This window comes from Stenotrophomonas sp. LGBM10 (genome assembly GCF_046736075.1).
In the GTDB taxonomy this organism is placed as follows: Bacteria; Pseudomonadota; Gammaproteobacteria; order Xanthomonadales; family Xanthomonadaceae; genus Stenotrophomonas.
The window spans coordinates 3203013-3221020 of the sequence record NZ_CP177163.1 but is presented as its reverse complement, the minus strand read 5'-3'; the positions used below and the strand labels follow the sequence as shown (position 1 = coordinate 3221020).

The window sequence follows — 18008 nt, the reverse complement described above, 5'->3', positions numbered from 1 at the left end:
TTTCCTCCCCAAGCGACTGACAACCCTGGCGACACGCATCGCGCTATGCCGCCAGGGTCCAAGTACGTTCAACCACGAGATCTAAAGCTACGCACGGCACCCATCCCATCTGTCATGAAGGGATGATTACCCAGCGACAGCTCGATCCGAGCCATTGTCGCGCTCCGGCGTACAAGTACCATCGTCAACCCAAGGGTCTGTGGGCTGAGTGTCGGAATTCCCGTGCCCACCGCCAATTTGCTGCACTTCCTCCCGAGACAGAAGTCGCCCGAGGACACGACCACTGCTAGCGGTCGCGGCGGTACTTTTAGAATTGCTGGACATGCACTTCTCCTTGTGGGATGCCGAATGCATCCCTTGAATGCCGAGATCTTCAGGATTCGGCGGCTGTTAGGCAGCCATCACGACTGCCACATCTCCCGGCAGTGCACACCGGCTCGAGTATCATTGGGCACGCAGCAGACCACTCACCCGCGCAGATTGAATCGCCTGTTCAAGGCCGATATGCTGCGAACTTTGCACATTACCGAGATCAACTTCACCCGACTCAACGAACTGACAAAAAGCTTCGAGAACCTTCAATTCTTCACACCATGACTCAATGAAAAGAAACTGACCTGCTTCATTTATCTCCAGGAAACACCAGTTCCCGTCGGGCGAAACGATGAAGTCGACCCCCCCGCTTACAAGACCCAACTTCCCCATCAGCTTTCGACATGCATCCTGTATCGAAAGTGGAACATCGATTGGAGCGCACCGGGTTATGGATCTCTGATCAAGCCTCCAATCCACGTCTCCGCCACGAAGTGAGTTCGATTCAATTCGCACCGCTAAACAGACAGATCCAAAGAACTGCGCACGAACCTCAAATGCCTTATCCATCTTTCTCTGGAATATTCCAGGGGTAGCTCTGAGGTAACGATCCTCAGGTAAATCCTGCAATGTAACTGCGGCCGTATACGTCTTCCTGACGCACCCGTCATCACCCCAAATGTGCCCGGTAAGAGGCTTGTAGATCGTGGAACTGTGCCGACCGATGAAGTCTCGAATTTCGCAAGGATCATTACTGATCAATGTGGGCGGAATCTCGAGGCCAGAGTCCTGCGCCGCACGAAGCTGATTCGGCTTGATGTCACTAATGCTGGCCGCCGCTCTCCGGTTGATCCAGAAAGCCCTCTCAAATCCATCTGCATGTGCGCTTTCTGCTGCTCTCAGCTCATTTTCGGCAAAGCCCATGTCATCGGCATCAAGATAGTCGGGTGCAAGCGCCGCCCTTCGCCTGCGATACCAGACCACGTCAATCTCGCCGGAGGAAACCGCTCCATGCCGGGTATGAAGAACATCGAGCCGTTCGCCTTCAGAAAAATGCAAACTTGAGCTAGCCGAACCTGGGTAATCCTCCCCGAGCCATCGAACCACACGATGTCCGCGATTTTCCAGAGCATGCCCGCAAACTGCCGCATGAAAGTCTTGATTGATCGTATGGATGAGTACGAGCTTTGACTCCTGCCCAACTGATCGGCGACGCGGCCGATCGTCGCCACCGTGCAGCTTGTTGAATGAGAGTCCCAGGTTTTTTACCATTTCCTCGCCCCCCCCTTCTTATGCATCCATACCGGCCGACGCCTGTATTCCATAAACTTGCTGATCTGAGCGAATGCATAGGGACCGAGCATGACACTGGACTGGCCGACGAGCGACTCGATAACTCAGCAAACAAGCAATACATGCATCTGTTTTATGCCTGACAGATACCTCAATCAAGAGCCAAGCACGACAGTTGACTCGAACTTTGACGCAGTTATCAAAGAAGTAGTTATCAAGCGCTGGCAGCCGCCCCATACCACCTGATAGATTCCATCGAATCAAACGCCAGGTAAGCATTTGAAACGCATGGAAGGGGAGCGGCATATCAATTGGAGGCTGCACCATGAGTGCAGAAAAGGCCTTTCCCCTCAATCCTCCTGAATCGGCTCTGTGCCGCAATCGCGTGAGTTTTCGACTACATTTTGCTTGCATCACTGCACTGCCGTCCGCAAGAGCAACATGCCGCCAGATGTCGCGCGAAGCGAATGAATCAATATTTCAGAACATGAGATCAGGGCATTCGCCTGATACAGAATAGCTACCCCTGTGCATCGGGAAGACGCAGTCGCAAGAGGGACATGAATTTCTATAGGCTGGAAGCAGTGACGGCTCGCAAGTGAGTAGTAAGGCCAGTGACTTCAGCCATGCCGTGCACATGCAAAGCGGGAAATCTCCCGCTGGCGTCATCGAGGTTTCGGAACGATCTTCCACTGCCCGACGGCAAGGTGAGAGTTGAAGCGCGTCACGGCCAACGCGGAAGAAGCAACGTCATGCCTGAGAGCAGTTCAATGAGCCTTGGCGCGCTACTCTGCAGTTGACGAGCAGAAGGGCGGAGAGCTGCATCTTCGTCATATTGATCGCCACGGTAGCGGTTGGCGGCGAACACGGCGCGATCTTCGCAAAGGCGTTGACAGCGGCGGTTGCATACATCGCTTTCCGAGTGAAACGCATGCCCCTGATCATGGAGACTGACGCTGCGTCTTGCCGCCGCCGGGGTCAATGGTGCCGGACTACGGATCGTCATGGTCGACTACTCTGAACGCGCAGCGGCAAGTTCCATCGACTGGAGCCGGCAGGCACTTTCTGGATTACGTGCTTTGCGTAGTCGCCAGCTGCATCGTTGCGCCGCTGTTTTGAGTAAAGAGTTGTAAAGCACCAGCTTCTATCCGGCGCTTTACACTGAAGCCCGGGTTGATTAACGGCATCCTCAATCTCGCGATCATCCAATGGGAATTGATGCAACGATTGCACCGTGCGAGCCGCACCCAGGATTCAGGGTACGACTCGTACGGGTGAGTGTCTGCGCATCACCCGCGCGACAGTCACTGCAATCACTTTGCGCCGAATTCCCTTACCGCCCCAGCGCGCGCCGGATCTCATCCAGCGCGCCCGGATCATCCAGGGTCGACAGATCACCCGGATCGCGCTCCTCGGCCAGCGCCTGCAGCGAGCGGCGCAGCAGCTTGCCCGAGCGCGTCTTCGGCAACGCGTTGACGATGTGGACGTGCGCCGGCCGTGCCACCGCCCCCAGCGACTGGGCCACACGCTGCATCATCTCGGCGATCACCGCCGCCGGTTCGGCGGTGGCCTGCTTGAGGGTGACGAACACCAGCGGCACCTGCCCCTTGAGTTCGTCCTTGACGCCGATCACCGCCGCTTCGGCCACCAGCGGGTGCCCGGCGATGCACTCCTCGATTTCACGCGTGCCCAGGCGGTGCCCGGCCACGTTGATCACATCGTCGGTGCGGCCGAGGATGAAGGTGTAGCCATCCTCGTCGCGGATCGCCCAGTCCAGCGAGCTGTACAGCAGTTCCTTGAAGTGGCTGAAGTAGCTCTGGATGAAGCGGTCGTCGTCCTTCCACACCGTGGTCATGCAGCCCGGTGGCAGCGGCGGGGTCATCACCAGCACGCCCTTCTGCCCGGCCGCCACTTCCTCGCCGGTGTTCTCGTCGATCACCTTCATCCGGTAGCCAAGATTGGGGAACCCCGGCGAGCCGAAACGCACCGGTTTCATGTCCACGCCGGGCAGCAGCGTCAGCGCCGGCCAGCCGGTTTCGGTCTGCCAGTAGTTGTCGATGATCGGCTTGCCGAGCGCGTCGTTGATCCAGTGCGCGGTGGGCTCGTCCAGCGGTTCACCGGCCAGGAACACGTACTGCAGCGCGGACAGGTCGTGGCGGCGGATGAAGTCCACGTCATGCTTCTTCAGCACACGGATGGCGGTGGGGGAAGAGAACAGCGTGCGCACGCCGTACTGTTCGCACAGCGCCCACCAGATACCCGGATCGGGGTGGGTTGGCAGCCCTTCGTAGAGCAGCGAGGTGCAACCACCGATCAACGGCCCATACACATTGTAGGAATGCCCCACCGCCCACCCCACATCGGAGGTGGAGAACATCACCTGGCCCGGCTTGCAGTCGAATACGGTTTCCATCGACTGCGCCATCGCCACCGCGTAGCCGCCCACATCACGCTGCACGCCCTTGGGCTTGCCGGTGGTGCCGGAGGTGTACAGCAGGTAGCTCGGTTCGCTGGATTCCAGCCACACCACCGGCACGTCCTGGTCGCCGACCTCGGCGCGCAGGGTGGCGTAATCGACGTCGCGGCCCGGCACCTTCGGCTCGGCCGGGTCCAGCCCGCGCGAGACGATCAGCACATGCGGCGGCGGCGACTGCGCTTCGGCGCAGGCGGCATCGACCATCGCCTTGTACGGAATCACTTTGCCGCCGCGCTTGCCGGCATCGGCGGCGATCAGCAGCTTGGGTTCGGCATCGTCGATGCGCAACGCCAGGTTGTGCGCGGCGAAGCCGCCGAACACCACCGAGTGGATCGCACCGATGCGCGCGCAGGCCAGCATCGCGAACACGGCTTCGGCCATGTTCGGCATGTAGATCACCACGCGATCGCCACGCTGCACATCCAGGCGCTGCAGCACCGCCGCGAAGGCATTCACTTCGCGGTACAGCTCGCGGTAGGTGATCTCGCGGGTGACGTCGGTTTCGGTCGAGATGGTCACCAGCGCCAGCTGGTCCGGCCGCTCGACCAAGTGGCGGTCCACCGCGTTGTAGCAGAGGTTGGTTTCACCGCCCACGAACCAGCGCCGGAACGGCGGGTTGCTGTAGTCCAGGATCTGTTCCGGCGCTTTATGCCAGTAGATGCGTTGCGCCTCCTCGGCCCAGAACGCCTCGGGTTCATCGATGGAACGTCGGTACATCGCTTCGTAACGCATGACAGCCCTCCCAGACAAAGTCATGGGATCGAGCATAGTCCGATGGCGGCTACTGAACTGTCCGACCTTGGTCGTACGGAGCGCGATCGCGCGCGGCTTGAACCGGACGCGGCTGCCGGTGGGTCGGGTGCGGGGTGGCCTTACCCTTGCAGGCGAAGTAAAGGAGGAGGGGGCGGCCGCAGGCCGACGCCGGGGGACATTCGCCGGAAAGGGTAAGGCCACCCCGCACCCGACCCACCGGCGTTGCACCGTGATATCCGGCGTTTCCTTCCCGCAACCCTTGCCTCGTCGCGGCCGGCAGGCTCCTGGCAAAGTAAAGGAGGAGGCCGTCGCCGCCAGGCGTTGGCCGGGGGACATTTGCACAGGGGCCTGCCGGCCGCGACGGGGCCCTCAACGCCCGCGAGGAAGGTGATCGAAGGTGCTCCGCCAAGCGTCGAAGAGCAAAAAAAAACGCCGGGCGAGCCCGGCGTTTTTCACATGCAGTCGCAGCGCGCGATCAACCCAGCAGGTGGGCGACGCCGGCGCGTTCTTCTTCCAGCTCGGCCAGGGTCTTGTCGATGTACTTCTGGCTGAAGTCGTCGACCGGCAGGTCCTTGACCAGGGTGTACTCACCGTTTTCGGTGGTCACCGCGAAGCCGAAGATCACGCCTTCCGGGATGCCGTAGGAGCCGTCGGACGGCACGCCCATCGTCACCCACTTGCCGTTGCTGCCCAGGACCCAGTCGCGCACGTGGTCGATGGCGGCATTGGCGGCCGAGGCGGCCGAGGACGAACCACGGGCTTCGATGATCGCCGCGCCGCGCTTGCCCACGGTCGGAATGAAGGTACCGGCGTTCCATTCCTGGTCGTTGATCGCATCGGCCACGGAGGCGCCGTCGGCGGTGGCGAAACGGTAGTCCGGGTACATGGTCGGGCTGTGGTTGCCCCACACGACCAGCTTTTCAATGCCGCCGACCGACTTGCCCAGCTTGGACGACAGCTGGCTCAGCGCGCGGTTGTGGTCCAGGCGCAGCATGGCGGTGAAGTTGCGCGGGTTCAGGTCCGGCGCCGACTTCATGGCGATGTAGGCATTGGTGTTGGCCGGGTTGCCGACCACCAGCACCTTCACGTTGCGGCTGGCGACCTTGTTCAGCGCCGCGCCCTGCGCGGTGAAGATCTTGGCGTTTTCCAGCAGCAGGTCCTTGCGCTCCATGCCCGGGCCGCGCGGACGCGCGCCGACCAGCAGGGCGATGTCGGCATCCTTGAATGCCACTTCGGCGTCATCGGTACCGACCATGCCGGCCAGCAGCGGGAACGCGCAGTCTTCCAGTTCCATCATCACGCCGCGCAGGGCGGCCTGGGCCTTGTCGACCGGCAGCTCGAGCAGCTGCAGGATGACCGGCTGGTCCTTGCCCAGCATTTCGCCGGAGGCGATGCGGAACAGCAGGGCGTAGCCGATCTGGCCGGCGGCGCCGGTCACGGCAACACGAACAGGTGCTTTCATGGGGATTTCCTCTGCTAAGAAGCTGTGTGGGAGTGGCCACCGGGCGGGGAAAGACCTGGCGGGGCGGCCGGAAATGCAAAACGGCCTCCCGTTGGAGGAGGCCGTTGGACGGGATCAGGCGGAGAGGATCTTGTTCCACTCGGCGACCTGGTCGGCCTGGGCGGCCAGCACAGCGTCGGTGTCGCCTTCCAGGGTGATCGAATGGATCACGTCGCCCTGCTTGACCGAATCAACGATGGCCTGGCCTTCCAGGACCTGGCCGAACACGGTGTGCTTGCCGTCCAGCCAGTCGGTCTTGATGTGGGTGATGAAGAACTGGCTGCCGTTGGTGTTCGGGCCGGCATTGGCCATCGACAGCGAGCCGATCTGGTGCTTCACGCCGTTCTTCTCGTCCTCGAACTTGTAGCCCGGGCCGCCGGTGCCACGACCCTGCGGGCAGCCGCCCTGGATCATGAAATCGGGAATCACGCGGTGGAAGATCAGGCCGTCATAGAAGCCCTTCTTGACCAGGTTCACGAAGTTGGCGACGGTCTTGGGTGCCTTGTCGGCGAACAGCTCGACCTTGATCGGGCCCTGGGTGGTGTCGAAAGTGGCGATGAGGGACATGCAAATCCTTGGGGTACGGGGGTTTGTCGTTAGCTCCATAGGATACACCGCGCCCCTTGAACGACGCGCGCCAGTTTCACCAACGCGTCGCCACGCGCCCGGTCCCCAACCGGCACGGGAAGCACCTTTCCTGAACGCCCCGGAGCCACCAAGGGGGTGGGCCTACCTGAATAGGCTGAAGGTTGTTTTCGCGATTGGTCATCTTGGCCGTATAATGTTGGACTTCTTTTTCCAAATCCGGCGCCGACTGGCCCCCTTTCGCATGTCTATCGAAAATCTTCGCAACATCGCCATCGTCGCCCACGTCGACCACGGTAAGACCACCCTCGTCGACCAGCTGCTCAAGCAGTCCGGCACCCTCTCCGAGCGCACCGTGCTCGCCGAGCGCGTGATGGACAGCAATGACCAGGAAAAGGAACGCGGCATCACCATCCTGGCCAAGAACACGGCCATCACCTGGGAAGACAAGAAGACCGGTATCAAGAACCGGATCAACATCGTCGATACCCCGGGACACGCCGACTTCGGCGGCGAAGTGGAGCGCGTGCTGTCGATGGTCGACACCGTGCTGATCCTCGTCGACGCGATGGACGGCCCGATGCCGCAGACCCGCTTCGTGACCCAGAAGGCCTTCGCGATGGGCTTCAAGCCGATCGTCGTGGTCAACAAGGTCGACCGCCCGGGCTCGCGTCCGGACTGGGTGATCGACCAGGTGTTCGACCTGTTCGACAAGCTCGGCGCCACCAATGAGCAGCTCGACTTCCCGATCGTCTACGCCTCGGCCCTGAACGGCTATGCCGGCCTGGAAGACAGCGTGCGCGATGGCGACATGACCCCGCTGTACGAAGCGATCATGCAGCACGCGCCGAAGCCGGAAGTGGACCCGGAAGGTCCGTTCCAGATGCGCATCAGCCAGCTGGACTACAACAACTTCGTGGGCGTGATCGGCATCGGCCGCATCCAGCGCGGCACCCTGAAGAAGAACATGCAGGTCGCGGTGATCGACCGTGAAGGCAAGAAGCGCAACGGCAAGGTCGCGCAGGTGCTGGGCTTCCTGGGCCTGGAGCGCATCGAGCAGGACTCCGCCGAGGCCGGCGACATCGTCGCCATCTCCGGCATCGCCGAGCTGACCATCTCCGACACCCTGTGCCACCCGGACACCCCGGAAGCACTGCCGGCGCTGACCGTCGATGAACCGACGATCTCGATGACCTTCCAGGTCAACAACTCGCCGTTCGCCGGCAACAAGGACCTGTCCGGTGGCAAGTTCCTGACCAGCCGCCAGATCAAGGACCGCTTGGACCGCGAGCAGGTCCACAACGTGGCGCTGAAGGTCGAACAGCTGGAAGACGCCGACAAGTTCCTGGTCTCCGGCCGTGGCGAACTGCACCTGTCGGTGCTGATCGAAAACATGCGTCGTGAAGGCTACGAGCTGGCCGTGTCGCGTCCGGAAGTGATCATCAAGCAGATCGACGGCCAGGCAATGGAGCCGATCGAGCAGCTGGTGGTGGACATCGAAGAACAGCACCAGGGCGGCGTGATGGAAAAGCTGGGCACCCGCAAGGGCCAGCTGAAGAACATGGAGCCGGACGGCAAGGGCCGTGTGCGCCTGGAATACCAGATCCCGGCCCGTGGCCTGATCGGCTTCCAGAACGAGTTCAAGACCCTGACCCAGGGTTCGGGCCTGCTGTTCCACGTGTTCGACCATTACGGCCCGAAGGAACAGGGCGCGATCGCCAAGCGCCAGAACGGCGTGATGATCGCCAATGCCCCGGGCGCAACCCCGGCGTACTCCCTGGGGCCGCTGCAGGAGCGTGGCAAGCTGTTCGCTGCCGAAGGCGACAATGTGTATGAAGGCCAGCTGGTCGGCATCCACTCCAAGGACAACGACCTGACCGTCAACGCGATCAAGACCAAGCCGCTGACCAACATGCGCGCTTCGGGCAAGGACGATGCGATCCAGCTGACCCCGGCGATCAAGTACTCGCTGGAACAGGCCCTGGACTTCATCGAAGACGACGAGCTGGTCGAGATCACCCCGAAGGAAATCCGCCTGCGCAAGAAGGGCCTGACCGAAAGCGACCGCAAGAAGGCTTCGCGCGGCGGCTGATCGGATCCCTGTCGTGACCGACACGCCCTACAACCCGGATCCGCACAGGCATCCGGGTCTCCATGTGATCGCCTTGCTGGAAGCCAGCAAGGCGGCACTGGCGCTGTTGGCGGCCACCGGACTGGAAATTCTCGGTCCGCAGCCGCTTCGCGATGCGGTCAATGCCCTGATCCGGCGTTTCAGCCTGGACCCGGATCACGGCACCCTGCCCTCGCTGCTCAACATGATCAGCCCCGATGCCGTCCACCTCGCCGCTGCGGCGATGGTCGCCTACGGTGTGCTGCACCTCTTCGAGGCCTGGGGCCTCTGGCGCGCCAAAGCGTGGGCCTCCTGGCTCGGCTGCGTCACCGCCGGCATCTATCTGCCGTTCGATATCTACGCCATCATCCGCCACCCTGGCTGGGCCTCGTGGTCGGTACTGGTGATCAATCTTGTCGTGGTCGGCGTGCTCGCCCGCGATATCCGCAAACGGCATGGCGGCGCCCCGGCGCAGGCCTGAGTTGCCAAGCGGTACGGCCGCTGGTTAGCCTGTCGGCCGGTTTCCGGGACGCACCCATGCGCCTGTCGCTGACACCCCTGCTGATTGCCTGCACCCTGACGGGTTGCACGCCCGCGCCCCTGCCGGCGCACGCACGCGATGCAGCCACGACCACCGCCCCGGCGGTCCCGTTCCCGTACGCCGAAACCGGCATCGCCGACCTGCAGTCGCGCATGGCCGCCGGCGAACTGGACAGCGTCACCCTGACCCGCGCCTACCTGGAGCGCATCGCCCGCCTGGACCGGGCCGGCCCGCGCCTGCGCGCGGTGATCGAACTCAACCCCGACGCCCTCAAGGATGCCGTCCAGCTCGACGCCGAACGGCGTGCCGGTCACCTGCGCGGGCCCCTGCACGGCATTCCGATCCTGCTCAAGGACAACATCGGCGCCACCCCGATGAGCACCACCGCCGGCTCGCTCGCACTGGAGGGGTTCCGCCCCGGCGATGCGTTCCTGGTGGGGCGCCTGCGCGGTGCCGGCGCCCTGATCCTGGGCAAGACCAACCTCAGCGAGTGGGCCAACTTCCGCTCCACCCGGTCCATTTCCGGCTGGAGCGCACGTGGCGGACAGACCCGCAACCCCTACCGCCTCAGCCACAACCCCTGCGGCTCCAGCAGCGGCAGTGCGGTCGCCGTGGCCGCCAACCTCGCCTCGGCAGCGGTTGGCACCGAAACCGACGGCAGCATCGTCTGCCCCGCCGCCATCAACGGCGTCGTCGGCCTGAAGCCGACCGTGGGCCTGGTCAGCCGCGAAGGCATCATCCCGATCTCCTTCAGCCAGGACACCGCCGGCCCGATGACCCGCAGCGTGGCCGACGCCGCCGCGCTGCTCACGGCGATGGCCGGGCGCGACGATGCCGACCCGGCGACCGCGACCATGCCCGGCCGCGCGGTGTACGACTACACCTCGCGACTGAACCTGGACGGCCTGCGCGGTGCCCGTATCGGCGTGCTGTACACCGGCCTGGAAAAGCGCCCCGGCATCGGCCCGGCGCTGGATCACGCCATTGCGATCCTGCGCGAGGCCGGCGCGGTCGTGGTGCCGGCCAGCCTGCCCACCCAGGGCCAGTGGCAGGACGCCGAGCGGACGGTGCTGCTGCACGAGTTCAAGGCCGGCCTGCAGCGCTACTTCACCACCTACAAGGCACCGGTGCGCAGCCTCGACGAGGTCATTGCCTGGAACCGTGAGCACGCCGGCAGGGAAATGAGCCTGTTCGGCCAGGAAATCATGGAACTGGCCAACACCACCGGTGGCCTGGGCACGCCCGAGTACATCCGCGCCCGCAGCGACGCGCGCCGCCTGGCCGGTCCGGAGGGGATCGATGCCGCGCTGCGCGCGCAGCAGCTCGATGCCCTGATCGCCCCCACCACCGGCGTGGCCTGGCCGATCCGCGATGGCCAGGGCGACGATTTTCCGGGCGAGAGCTACAGCGCCGCCGCCGTGGCCGGCTACCCGAGCCTGACCGTGCCGATGGCGCATGTCGACGGGCTGCCGCTGGGGCTGCTGTTCATGGGCACCGCGTGGAGCGAGCCGCGCTTGATCGAGCTGGGCTACGCCTACGAGCAGCGCACACGGGCACGCCGTCCGCCGCGCTTCAAGACCGACACCCTGCTGCCGCATACGGCCCCGCCCTGAGGTACGGCGCGCGCCGCCTGGCGCTGCGCAGGCGGGCTGGCTGCACCTGCACGCCAGGTCTGTCCGGAGGGGGCGCATCCACCGGCAGCCGGCCAGCGGCCGGCACTACGGGCCGTCTTCGGCGCCGGGCGAGCGGACGCCGTCAAGGACCTGCGCACGCGGCCGCTGCTGCGGGTCGGGCTGCTGGAGCAGCTCGGCGCGGGTCCGCGGCAAGGCCTGCGGATGCTCGCGGGCGATGAATTCCAGCATCCGTTCGCGCACCAGGCAGCGCAGGTCGAACGCATCGCCGGAGTTGCGCGCGCTGACCAGCAGACGCAGCTGGATCGTGTGCTCGGACGTCTCGGTTACCTGGGTCACGCACACCCGCCCATCCCACAGCGGCTCGGCATGGCAGATCCGGTCCAGCTCGGCGCGGATCGCGTTGATCGGCGCGCGGTAGTCCAGCCAGAGGAAGGCGGTCCCCAGCAGGTCCGCGCTGCGCCGGGTCCAGTTCTGGAACGGGTGCTCGATGAACCAGGTCAGCGGCACCACCATGCGCCGCTCATCCCAGATGCGCACCACCACGTAGCTGCTGCCGATTTCCTCGACCCGGCCCCATTCGCCCTCCACGATCACCACGTCGTCCAGCCGGATCGGCTGGGTCAAGGCGATCTGCAGTCCGGCAATGAGGTTGCCGAATACCGGCTTGGCTGCGATACCGGCCACCAGGCCGATGATGCCCGCCGAGGCCAGCAGTGCCGTGCCGATCTGGCGCACCATCGGGAAGGTCAGCAGGATCAGCGATACCCCCACAAGGATGATCGCGCCCATCAGCACCCGGCTGAGCACGCGCGTCTGGGTCTGGATGCGGCGGGCCTGCAGGTTGTCGGCCACTTCCATCGGGTGGTCGCGCAGGATCGCCTGCTCGCCGGCGGCCACTGCCCGCACCAGGCACCAGATCACGCAGGCGGTCAGCCCGATGTGCAGCAGCCGCAGCGACTGATCGAGCCAGCGCCCCTGCAGCGGGGTCGCTTCAAGTGCGGGAACAAGCAGCAGCAGGGGCAACGCGAAGGCCAAGGGGCGACTGAACACCCGTGCGATCCGCGCGCGTCGACGCTCACTGCCTTTCAGGCGCCGCGTCAGGGCCATCAGCAACCACCACCCCACGATACCGACCGCCAAGGCGATCGCCACCGGCCACAGATATGCCGCTGCCACCTGCCAATCCACTGTCACCGCACGCTCCCGTGATCCCGTCTGGAAGACCACAGGATGCCGGGACACCGATGACCGCGATGTCGCCCGGATGTAAGCCGCGCGTGGACGCCGCCGATCAGGCGGCGTGGTGCTCCTGCTTGCGCACGATCGCCATCGCGATCTCCAGCGACTGCTCGTAGTTCAGACGCGGGTCCACCGAGGAGCGGTAGGCACGCTCCAGGTCGCGCTCGGTCAGCTCGCGCGCGCCGCCGGTGCATTCGGTCACGTCTTCACCGGTCAGCTCCAGGTGTACGCCACCCAGTCGCGTGCCCGCTGCCGCGTGCAGGTCGAAGGACAGCTCCACTTCGCTGCGTACGTTGTCGAAGCGACGCGTCTTGAAGCCGTTGCTGGTGCTTTCGGTATTGCCATGCATCGCATCGCAGACCCAGAGCACGCGCCGCCCGTCGCGCTTGACCGCCTGCAGCAGCGGCGGCAGCTTCTCGGCGATCTGCGCCGCCCCCATGCGGTGGATGAAGGTCAGACGCCCCGGCTCGTCGTGCGGGTTGAGCACGTCGATCAGGCGCAGCAGCTGGTCCGGCTGCACCGACGGCCCCACCTTGATCGCGATCGGATTGCGCACACCGCGCAGGTACTCCACATGCGCGCCATCCAGCGCGGCCGTGCGCATGCCGATCCACGGATAGTGCGTGCTCAGGTTCAGCCAGCCCTGCTGACGCGGCACCTGACGGGTCAGGGCCTGCTCGTAGGGCAGCAGCAGCGCCTCGTGCGAGGTGTAGAAGTCGATGCGGTTGAGGTTGTGCACCTGCGAACCCGCCAGCGTCTCCATGAAGCGCACCGCGTCGCCAATCGAGGCCACCATCTTCTGGTAGTCGCCCGCCAGCGGCGAATGCCGCACCCAGTCCAGGTTCCAGTACTCGGGATGGTGCAGGTCGGCGAAGCCGCCATCGATCAGCGCCCGCACGAAGTTCATCGTCATCGCCGAATGCGCGTGGGCCTGCAGCATCCGCCGCGGGTCGGGCAGGCGCGCGGCCTCGGTGAACTCCGGCGCATTGATCACGTCGCCGCGGTAGCTGGGCAAGGTCACCCCATCGCGCGTTTCAGTGTCGGCCGACCGCGGCTTGGCGTACTGCCCGGCAAAGCGCCCCACCCGCGTCACCGGCTTGCGCAGCCCGTGCACCAGCACCAGGCTCATCTGCAGCAGCACCTTGAGCCGGTTGGAAATGGTGGTCGACTCGCAGTCGCTGAAGTTCTCCGCGCAATCACCGCCCTGCAGCAGGAAGCGCTTGCCCTCCTGTGCTTCCGCCAACTGCTGCTTCAACGCCAGGATTTCCCACGACGTCACCAGCGGCGGCAGGCGCTTGAGCTCATGCAGCGCCGCATCCAGCGCCACCGGATCGGGATAGGTCGGCATCTGCAGCGCCGGCTTGCCGCGCCAGCTCTCCGGCGACCAGTCGGTCGGCAGCATGGCGGGGGCAGTGGCGGGATCGGCAGCGTTCATCGGTATATCCAGTGGGGGATGGAGCAATCAGGGAAATCAGCTACGTCGCGCAGGGCGACGGAACGAGGCGAACAGCGCCCAGGCAGCCAGCAGCACGAACCACACCAGGCTCCACATCGGCATGGTCAGGCCCAGGAACTGCCAGTCGATGTTGCCGCAGTCACCGGTGCCGGTCAGCACGGTACGGAACACTTCCAGCGGACCCATCGTCTCGCTCAGGAACGCCAGCGGCGGACCGCAGCTCGAGCCCATGTCCTTCGGCAGCAGCTGCACATAGACATGGCGCCCGGCAATGCCGATTCCCACCGCCGCAGCAATGAAGGCCAGCACGCCGTACGTCGCCCGCCCCGCGCGCTCACGCGGCCCGTGCAGGGCCCCGATCAGGAACAGCAGACCAAGCGCGGCAAACGCCAGCCGCTGGAAGATGCACAGCGGGCACGGCTCAAGACCGATCTTGAGCTGCAGGAAAATCGCATAGGCCAGCAGGCCAACGCAGACCAGGAAACCCAGCAGGAACTGGGCACGGTAACTCCAACGCAGTGGATTCATTGCCAACACTCGTGAACGTCCAGACGACAAGATTAACAGGCCCTCACGGCCCTCAGCCGCCGACCATCGGCCCAGCCGACCAGACAGCCTGTTCTGGATTGCAGCGGGACGCCAACAGACTTCGTCGCTGGGCCGCCAGGTAACCGTCCAGGCGCCGGCAGGCCTGGGGGCGCGGGACCGTAGAAAACAGGGATGTTTTCTACGAGCCCCCAGGGATGGGTTCACGGCGTGTCCCGCGCCCCCACGCCTGCCGGCGCCCACCGGAAGAACGGAACTACAGCGTTTTGGCTCCGCTGTTGACCTCGCAGCACCCCCTAAACGGAAAAACCCGGCACAAGGCCGGGTTCTTCACCGAATAACGGGTGTTGCGCGTCGATTACTCTTCGACGGCTTCAGCCACGGCCGGACGGTCCACCAGTTCCACGTAGGCCATCGGCGCGTTGTCGCCAGCGCGGAAACCGCACTTCAGCAGACGCAGGTAGCCACCCGGACGGTTCGCGTAGCGCGGGCCCAGGATGGTGAACAGGTTGCCCACGGCTTCGTTGTCGCGCAGACGGGCGAAGGCCAGACGGCGGTTGGCAACGGAGTCGACCTTGGCCAGGGTGATCAGCGGCTCGGCAACGCGGCGCAGTTCCTTGGCCTTCGGCAGGGTGGTCTTGATCAGCTCGTGCTTGAACAGCGACGCGGCCATGTTCTTGAACATTGCTTCGCGGTGGGCGCTGGTACGGTTGAACTTACGACCGGATTTCATATGACGCATGACGGTGATTCCTGAAGTGAATGTTGGATCGGTTGGGTATCGCTGTCGCCTTCCCGGCGTTGCTGCTTGGACTGCGGATGGTCCGGTGCCGGCCCTCCTGGCCGACCGTCACCGCAGGCTATGGGCCTGTCGATGCGAGGTGTTGCGGGTGAAGCCCCCGCACCCGAAGGTGCGGGGTCACGCATCTTGCGTAGCGCTGGATCAGCCGAGCATGCCGTGCTGGGCGACACCGGCCGGCGGCCAGTTCTCCAGCTTCATGCCGAGCGAAAGACCGCGCTGTGCGAGGACTTCCTTGATCTCGGTCAGCGACTTCTTGCCGAGGTTCGGGGTCTTGAGCAGTTCCACTTCGGTCTTCTGGATCAGATCGCCGATGTAGTAGATGCTCTCTGCCTTCAGGCAGTTGGCCGAACGCACGGTCAGTTCCAGGTCGTCGATCGGGCGCAGCAGCACCGGATCCACGCCGTTGTTGGCCGGCTTGGCCGCACCGCGGTCGCGGTGGGTGAAGTCACCGAAGACCGACAGCTGATCGCTGAGGATGTCGGCGGCGGTGCGCACGGCTTCCTCGGCATCGATCGTGCCGTTGGTTTCGATGTCCAGCACCAGCTTGTCCAGGTCGGTACGCTGTTCGACGCGGGCCGCTTCCACCGAATAGGCGACGCGACGGACCGGCGAGAACGAGGCGTCCAGGACCAGACGACCGATGGCACGGGTTTCTTCGTCCGGACGACGACGCGCGGCCGCCGGCTGGTAGCCGAAGCCACGCTCGATCTTCAGACGCATATTGACTGCCGTGTCCTTGGTCAGGTGGCAGATGATATGGTCGTTGTTGAGGATCTCGACGTTGTGGTCGACCTTGATATCGGCAGCGGTCACAACACCCGGACCCTGCTTGGACAGCGACAGGGTAGCGCTGTCACCGGTATGCATACGGATGGCCACGTCCTTCAGGTTGAGCAGGACTTCCAGCACGTCCTCCTGCAAGCCTTCGAGCGTGGTGTACTCGTGCAGCACGCCGTCGATCTCGACTTCCGTGATGGCGAAGCCCGGGATGGACGACAGCAGCACGCGACGCAGGGCATTGCCCAGCGTATGCCCGTAACCACGCTCCAAGGGCTCGATAACGACCTTGGCGCGGGTGTCGGTAAGGCGTTCGATCTGCGGACCGCGAGGACGCAGAACCTGGTTGGCGGTAACCGTCATGTTGCGGGTTCTCCTAGTGAATCCCCGGCCGTCGCCGGGGATTCTCCAATGTGAATTACTTCGAATACAACTCGACGATCAGCGCTTCGTTGATATCCGCAGGCAGGTCCGCACGATCCGGCACAGCCTTGAAGATGCCGGCGAACTTGCCGGAATCCACTTCAACCCACGACGGGCGCAGGTCGTGCTGGGCGGCAACGGTCAGGGCTTCCTGAACGCGCAGCTGCTTGGCGGCCTTCTCGGACAGAGCGACGGCGTCGCCAGCCTTGACCTGGTACGAAGCCAGGTTGACCGACTTGCCGTTCACGGTGACACCGCGGTGCGAGACCAGCTGACGAGCAGCCGGACGGGTCACAGCGAAGCCCATGCGATAGACGACGTTGTCCAGGCGGGTTTCCAACAGCTGCAGCAGGTTCTCGCCGGTGTTGCCCTTCTTGGTCGAGGCCTTCTTGTAGTAGTTGCGGAACTGACGCTCCAGCAGGCCGTAGATACGCTTGACCTTCTGCTTTTCACGCAGCTGGGTGGCGTAGTCGGACAGCTTGCCCTTACGGGCGGTCGCGCCGTGCTGGCCGGGCTTCTGCTCCAGCTTGCACTTGGAGTCCAGCGCGCGCGCCGGGCTCTTGAGGGAAAGGTCGGCGCCTTCGCGGCGGGCGAGCTTACAGGTAGGACCGATATAACGAGCCATTTCTTATCGCTCCTTTAGACGCGACGCTTCTTCGGCGGACGGCACCCGTTGTGCGGGATAGGCGTCACGTCGATGATGTTGGTGATCTTGTAGCCCACGTTGTTCAGCGAGCGCACGGCCGACTCACGACCCGGACCCGGGCCCTTGATGCGGACTTCCAGGGACTTGACGCCGTAGTCGAGCGCGGCACGGCCGGCCTTCTCGGCAGCCACCTGGGCAGCGAACGGGGTGGACTTGCGCGAACCGCGGAAGCCAGCGCCACCGGAGGTCGCCCACGACAGAGCGTTGCCCTGACGGTCGGTGATGGTCACGATGGTGTTGTTGAAAGAAGCGTGGACGTGGGCGACGCCGTCAGTGACGACGCGCTTGATCTTCTTCTTGGTCTTAGCGACGGGCTTAGCCATTTCTTAGGTCCCTTACTTCCTGATCGCCTTGCGCGGGCCCTTGCGGGTGCGGGCGTTGGTACGGGTGCGCTGGCCACGCAGCGGCAGGCCGCGACGGTGACGCAGACCGCGGTAGCAGCCCAGATCCATCAGGCGCTTGATCGCGATACCGATTTCACGGCGCAGATCGCCTTCCACGATGTACTTGGCCACTTCCGAGCGCAGACGCTCGATTTCCGGCTCCGACAGATCGCGGATCTTGGTGGTCGAGGTCACGCCTGCGGCGTCGCAGACCTTCTTCGAACGGGTACGGCCGATGCCGTAAATGCTTTGCAACCCGACCCAGACGTGCTTCTGGGCTGGCAGGTTGACGCCTGCAATACGCGCCATGACGCGGTTCTCCAGCTGAGTGATGGCCGACAGCGCACCACGGGCGCGCCAATCCGGCAGGATGGATCAAAAAAGTGAACTAGCGATTCTATCAAGGTCTCGGTTTACTTGGAAGCCCGTGAAACCACGAAGGTTTCATGAGCCCGGCATGGGGAGTGTGCC

At 64.1% G+C, this 18008-nt stretch carries 15 protein-coding genes; 3 read left to right on the top strand and 12 right to left on the bottom strand.

Translation table 11 applies throughout. The features are described 5' to 3' along the window. Positions 1-444: 444 nt before the first annotated feature. From ACLB90_RS13915 to ACLB90_RS13900, 4 genes are all read right to left on the bottom strand, one after another. Entirely contained in the window at positions 445-1584 is a 1140-nt protein-coding gene (locus ACLB90_RS13915; protein WP_411850027.1) for an MvdC/MvdD family ATP grasp protein, read from the bottom strand. 1354 nt (positions 1585-2938) lie between these two features. Beyond that, a complete protein-coding gene (prpE, locus tag ACLB90_RS13910; protein WP_411850026.1) occupies positions 2939-4813 on the bottom strand; it encodes a propionate--CoA ligase in 1875 nt (624 codons plus the stop codon). Between the two features lie 496 nt (positions 4814-5309). Further along, positions 5310-6296, bottom strand: coding sequence for a malate dehydrogenase (locus ACLB90_RS13905; protein WP_017355438.1), 987 nt, complete (start codon positions 6294-6296; stop codon positions 5310-5312). A 114-nt stretch (positions 6297-6410) separates the two neighbouring features. Continuing rightward, entirely contained in the window at positions 6411-6902 is a 492-nt protein-coding gene (locus tag ACLB90_RS13900; RefSeq protein ID WP_017355437.1) for a peptidylprolyl isomerase, read from the bottom strand. A gap of 262 nt (positions 6903-7164) precedes the next feature. On the opposite strand from ACLB90_RS13900, the gene typA reads away from it, so the two are divergent. Genes typA through ACLB90_RS13885 form a run of 3 tightly spaced genes read left to right on the top strand, consistent with a single transcriptional unit; the run spans position 7165 to position 11184 of the window. After that, positions 7165-9012, top strand: coding sequence for a translational GTPase TypA (gene typA / locus ACLB90_RS13895; protein ID WP_411850025.1), 1848 nt, complete (start codon positions 7165-7167; stop codon positions 9010-9012). Between the two features lie 13 nt (positions 9013-9025). After that, a complete protein-coding gene (locus tag ACLB90_RS13890; RefSeq protein ID WP_411850024.1) occupies positions 9026-9511 on the top strand; it encodes a DUF2127 domain-containing protein in 486 nt (161 codons plus the stop codon). A gap of 56 nt (positions 9512-9567) precedes the next feature. Further along, on the top strand, positions 9568-11184 hold the full coding sequence (locus tag ACLB90_RS13885) for an amidase (RefSeq protein WP_411850023.1): 1617 nt from the start codon (positions 9568-9570) through the stop codon (positions 11182-11184). 105 nt (positions 11185-11289) lie between these two features. Here the strand turns inward: ACLB90_RS13885 and ACLB90_RS13880 are convergent, their stop codons facing one another. From ACLB90_RS13880 to rpsM, 8 genes are all read right to left on the bottom strand, one after another. Beyond that, the gene (locus ACLB90_RS13880) at positions 11290-12399 is read right to left on the bottom strand and encodes a mechanosensitive ion channel family protein (RefSeq protein WP_411850022.1); all 1110 of its coding nucleotides are present in this window, start codon (positions 12397-12399) and stop codon (positions 11290-11292) included. Between the two features lie 97 nt (positions 12400-12496). Then, the gene (locus ACLB90_RS13875; RefSeq protein WP_411850021.1) at positions 12497-13879 is read right to left on the bottom strand and encodes a class II 3-deoxy-7-phosphoheptulonate synthase; all 1383 of its coding nucleotides are present in this window, start codon (positions 13877-13879) and stop codon (positions 12497-12499) included. Positions 13880-13915: 36 nt separating this feature from the next. Further along, entirely contained in the window at positions 13916-14428 is a 513-nt protein-coding gene (locus tag ACLB90_RS13870; protein WP_017355431.1) for a disulfide bond formation protein B, read from the bottom strand. A 376-nt stretch (positions 14429-14804) separates the two neighbouring features. Further along, a complete protein-coding gene (gene rplQ, locus ACLB90_RS13865; RefSeq protein WP_411850020.1) occupies positions 14805-15188 on the bottom strand; it encodes a 50S ribosomal protein L17 in 384 nt (127 codons plus the stop codon). A gap of 201 nt (positions 15189-15389) precedes the next feature. Continuing rightward, on the bottom strand, positions 15390-16388 hold the full coding sequence (locus ACLB90_RS13860) for a DNA-directed RNA polymerase subunit alpha (protein ID WP_411850019.1): 999 nt from the start codon (positions 16386-16388) through the stop codon (positions 15390-15392). Positions 16389-16443: 55 nt separating this feature from the next. Continuing rightward, positions 16444-17073: a 30S ribosomal protein S4 gene (gene rpsD, locus ACLB90_RS13855; protein ID WP_017355428.1), complete on the bottom strand. Its 630-nt coding sequence runs from the start codon at positions 17071-17073 to the stop codon at positions 16444-16446. Between the two features lie 14 nt (positions 17074-17087). Continuing rightward, complete coding sequence (gene rpsK / locus ACLB90_RS13850; RefSeq protein ID WP_017355427.1) at positions 17088-17477, bottom strand: 30S ribosomal protein S11; 390 nt, start codon at positions 17475-17477, stop codon at positions 17088-17090. A 12-nt stretch (positions 17478-17489) separates the two neighbouring features. Continuing rightward, positions 17490-17846, bottom strand: a complete 357-nt coding sequence (rpsM, locus tag ACLB90_RS13845; protein WP_017355426.1) for a 30S ribosomal protein S13 — start codon at positions 17844-17846, stop codon at positions 17490-17492. Positions 17847-18008: the final 162 nt, after the last annotated feature.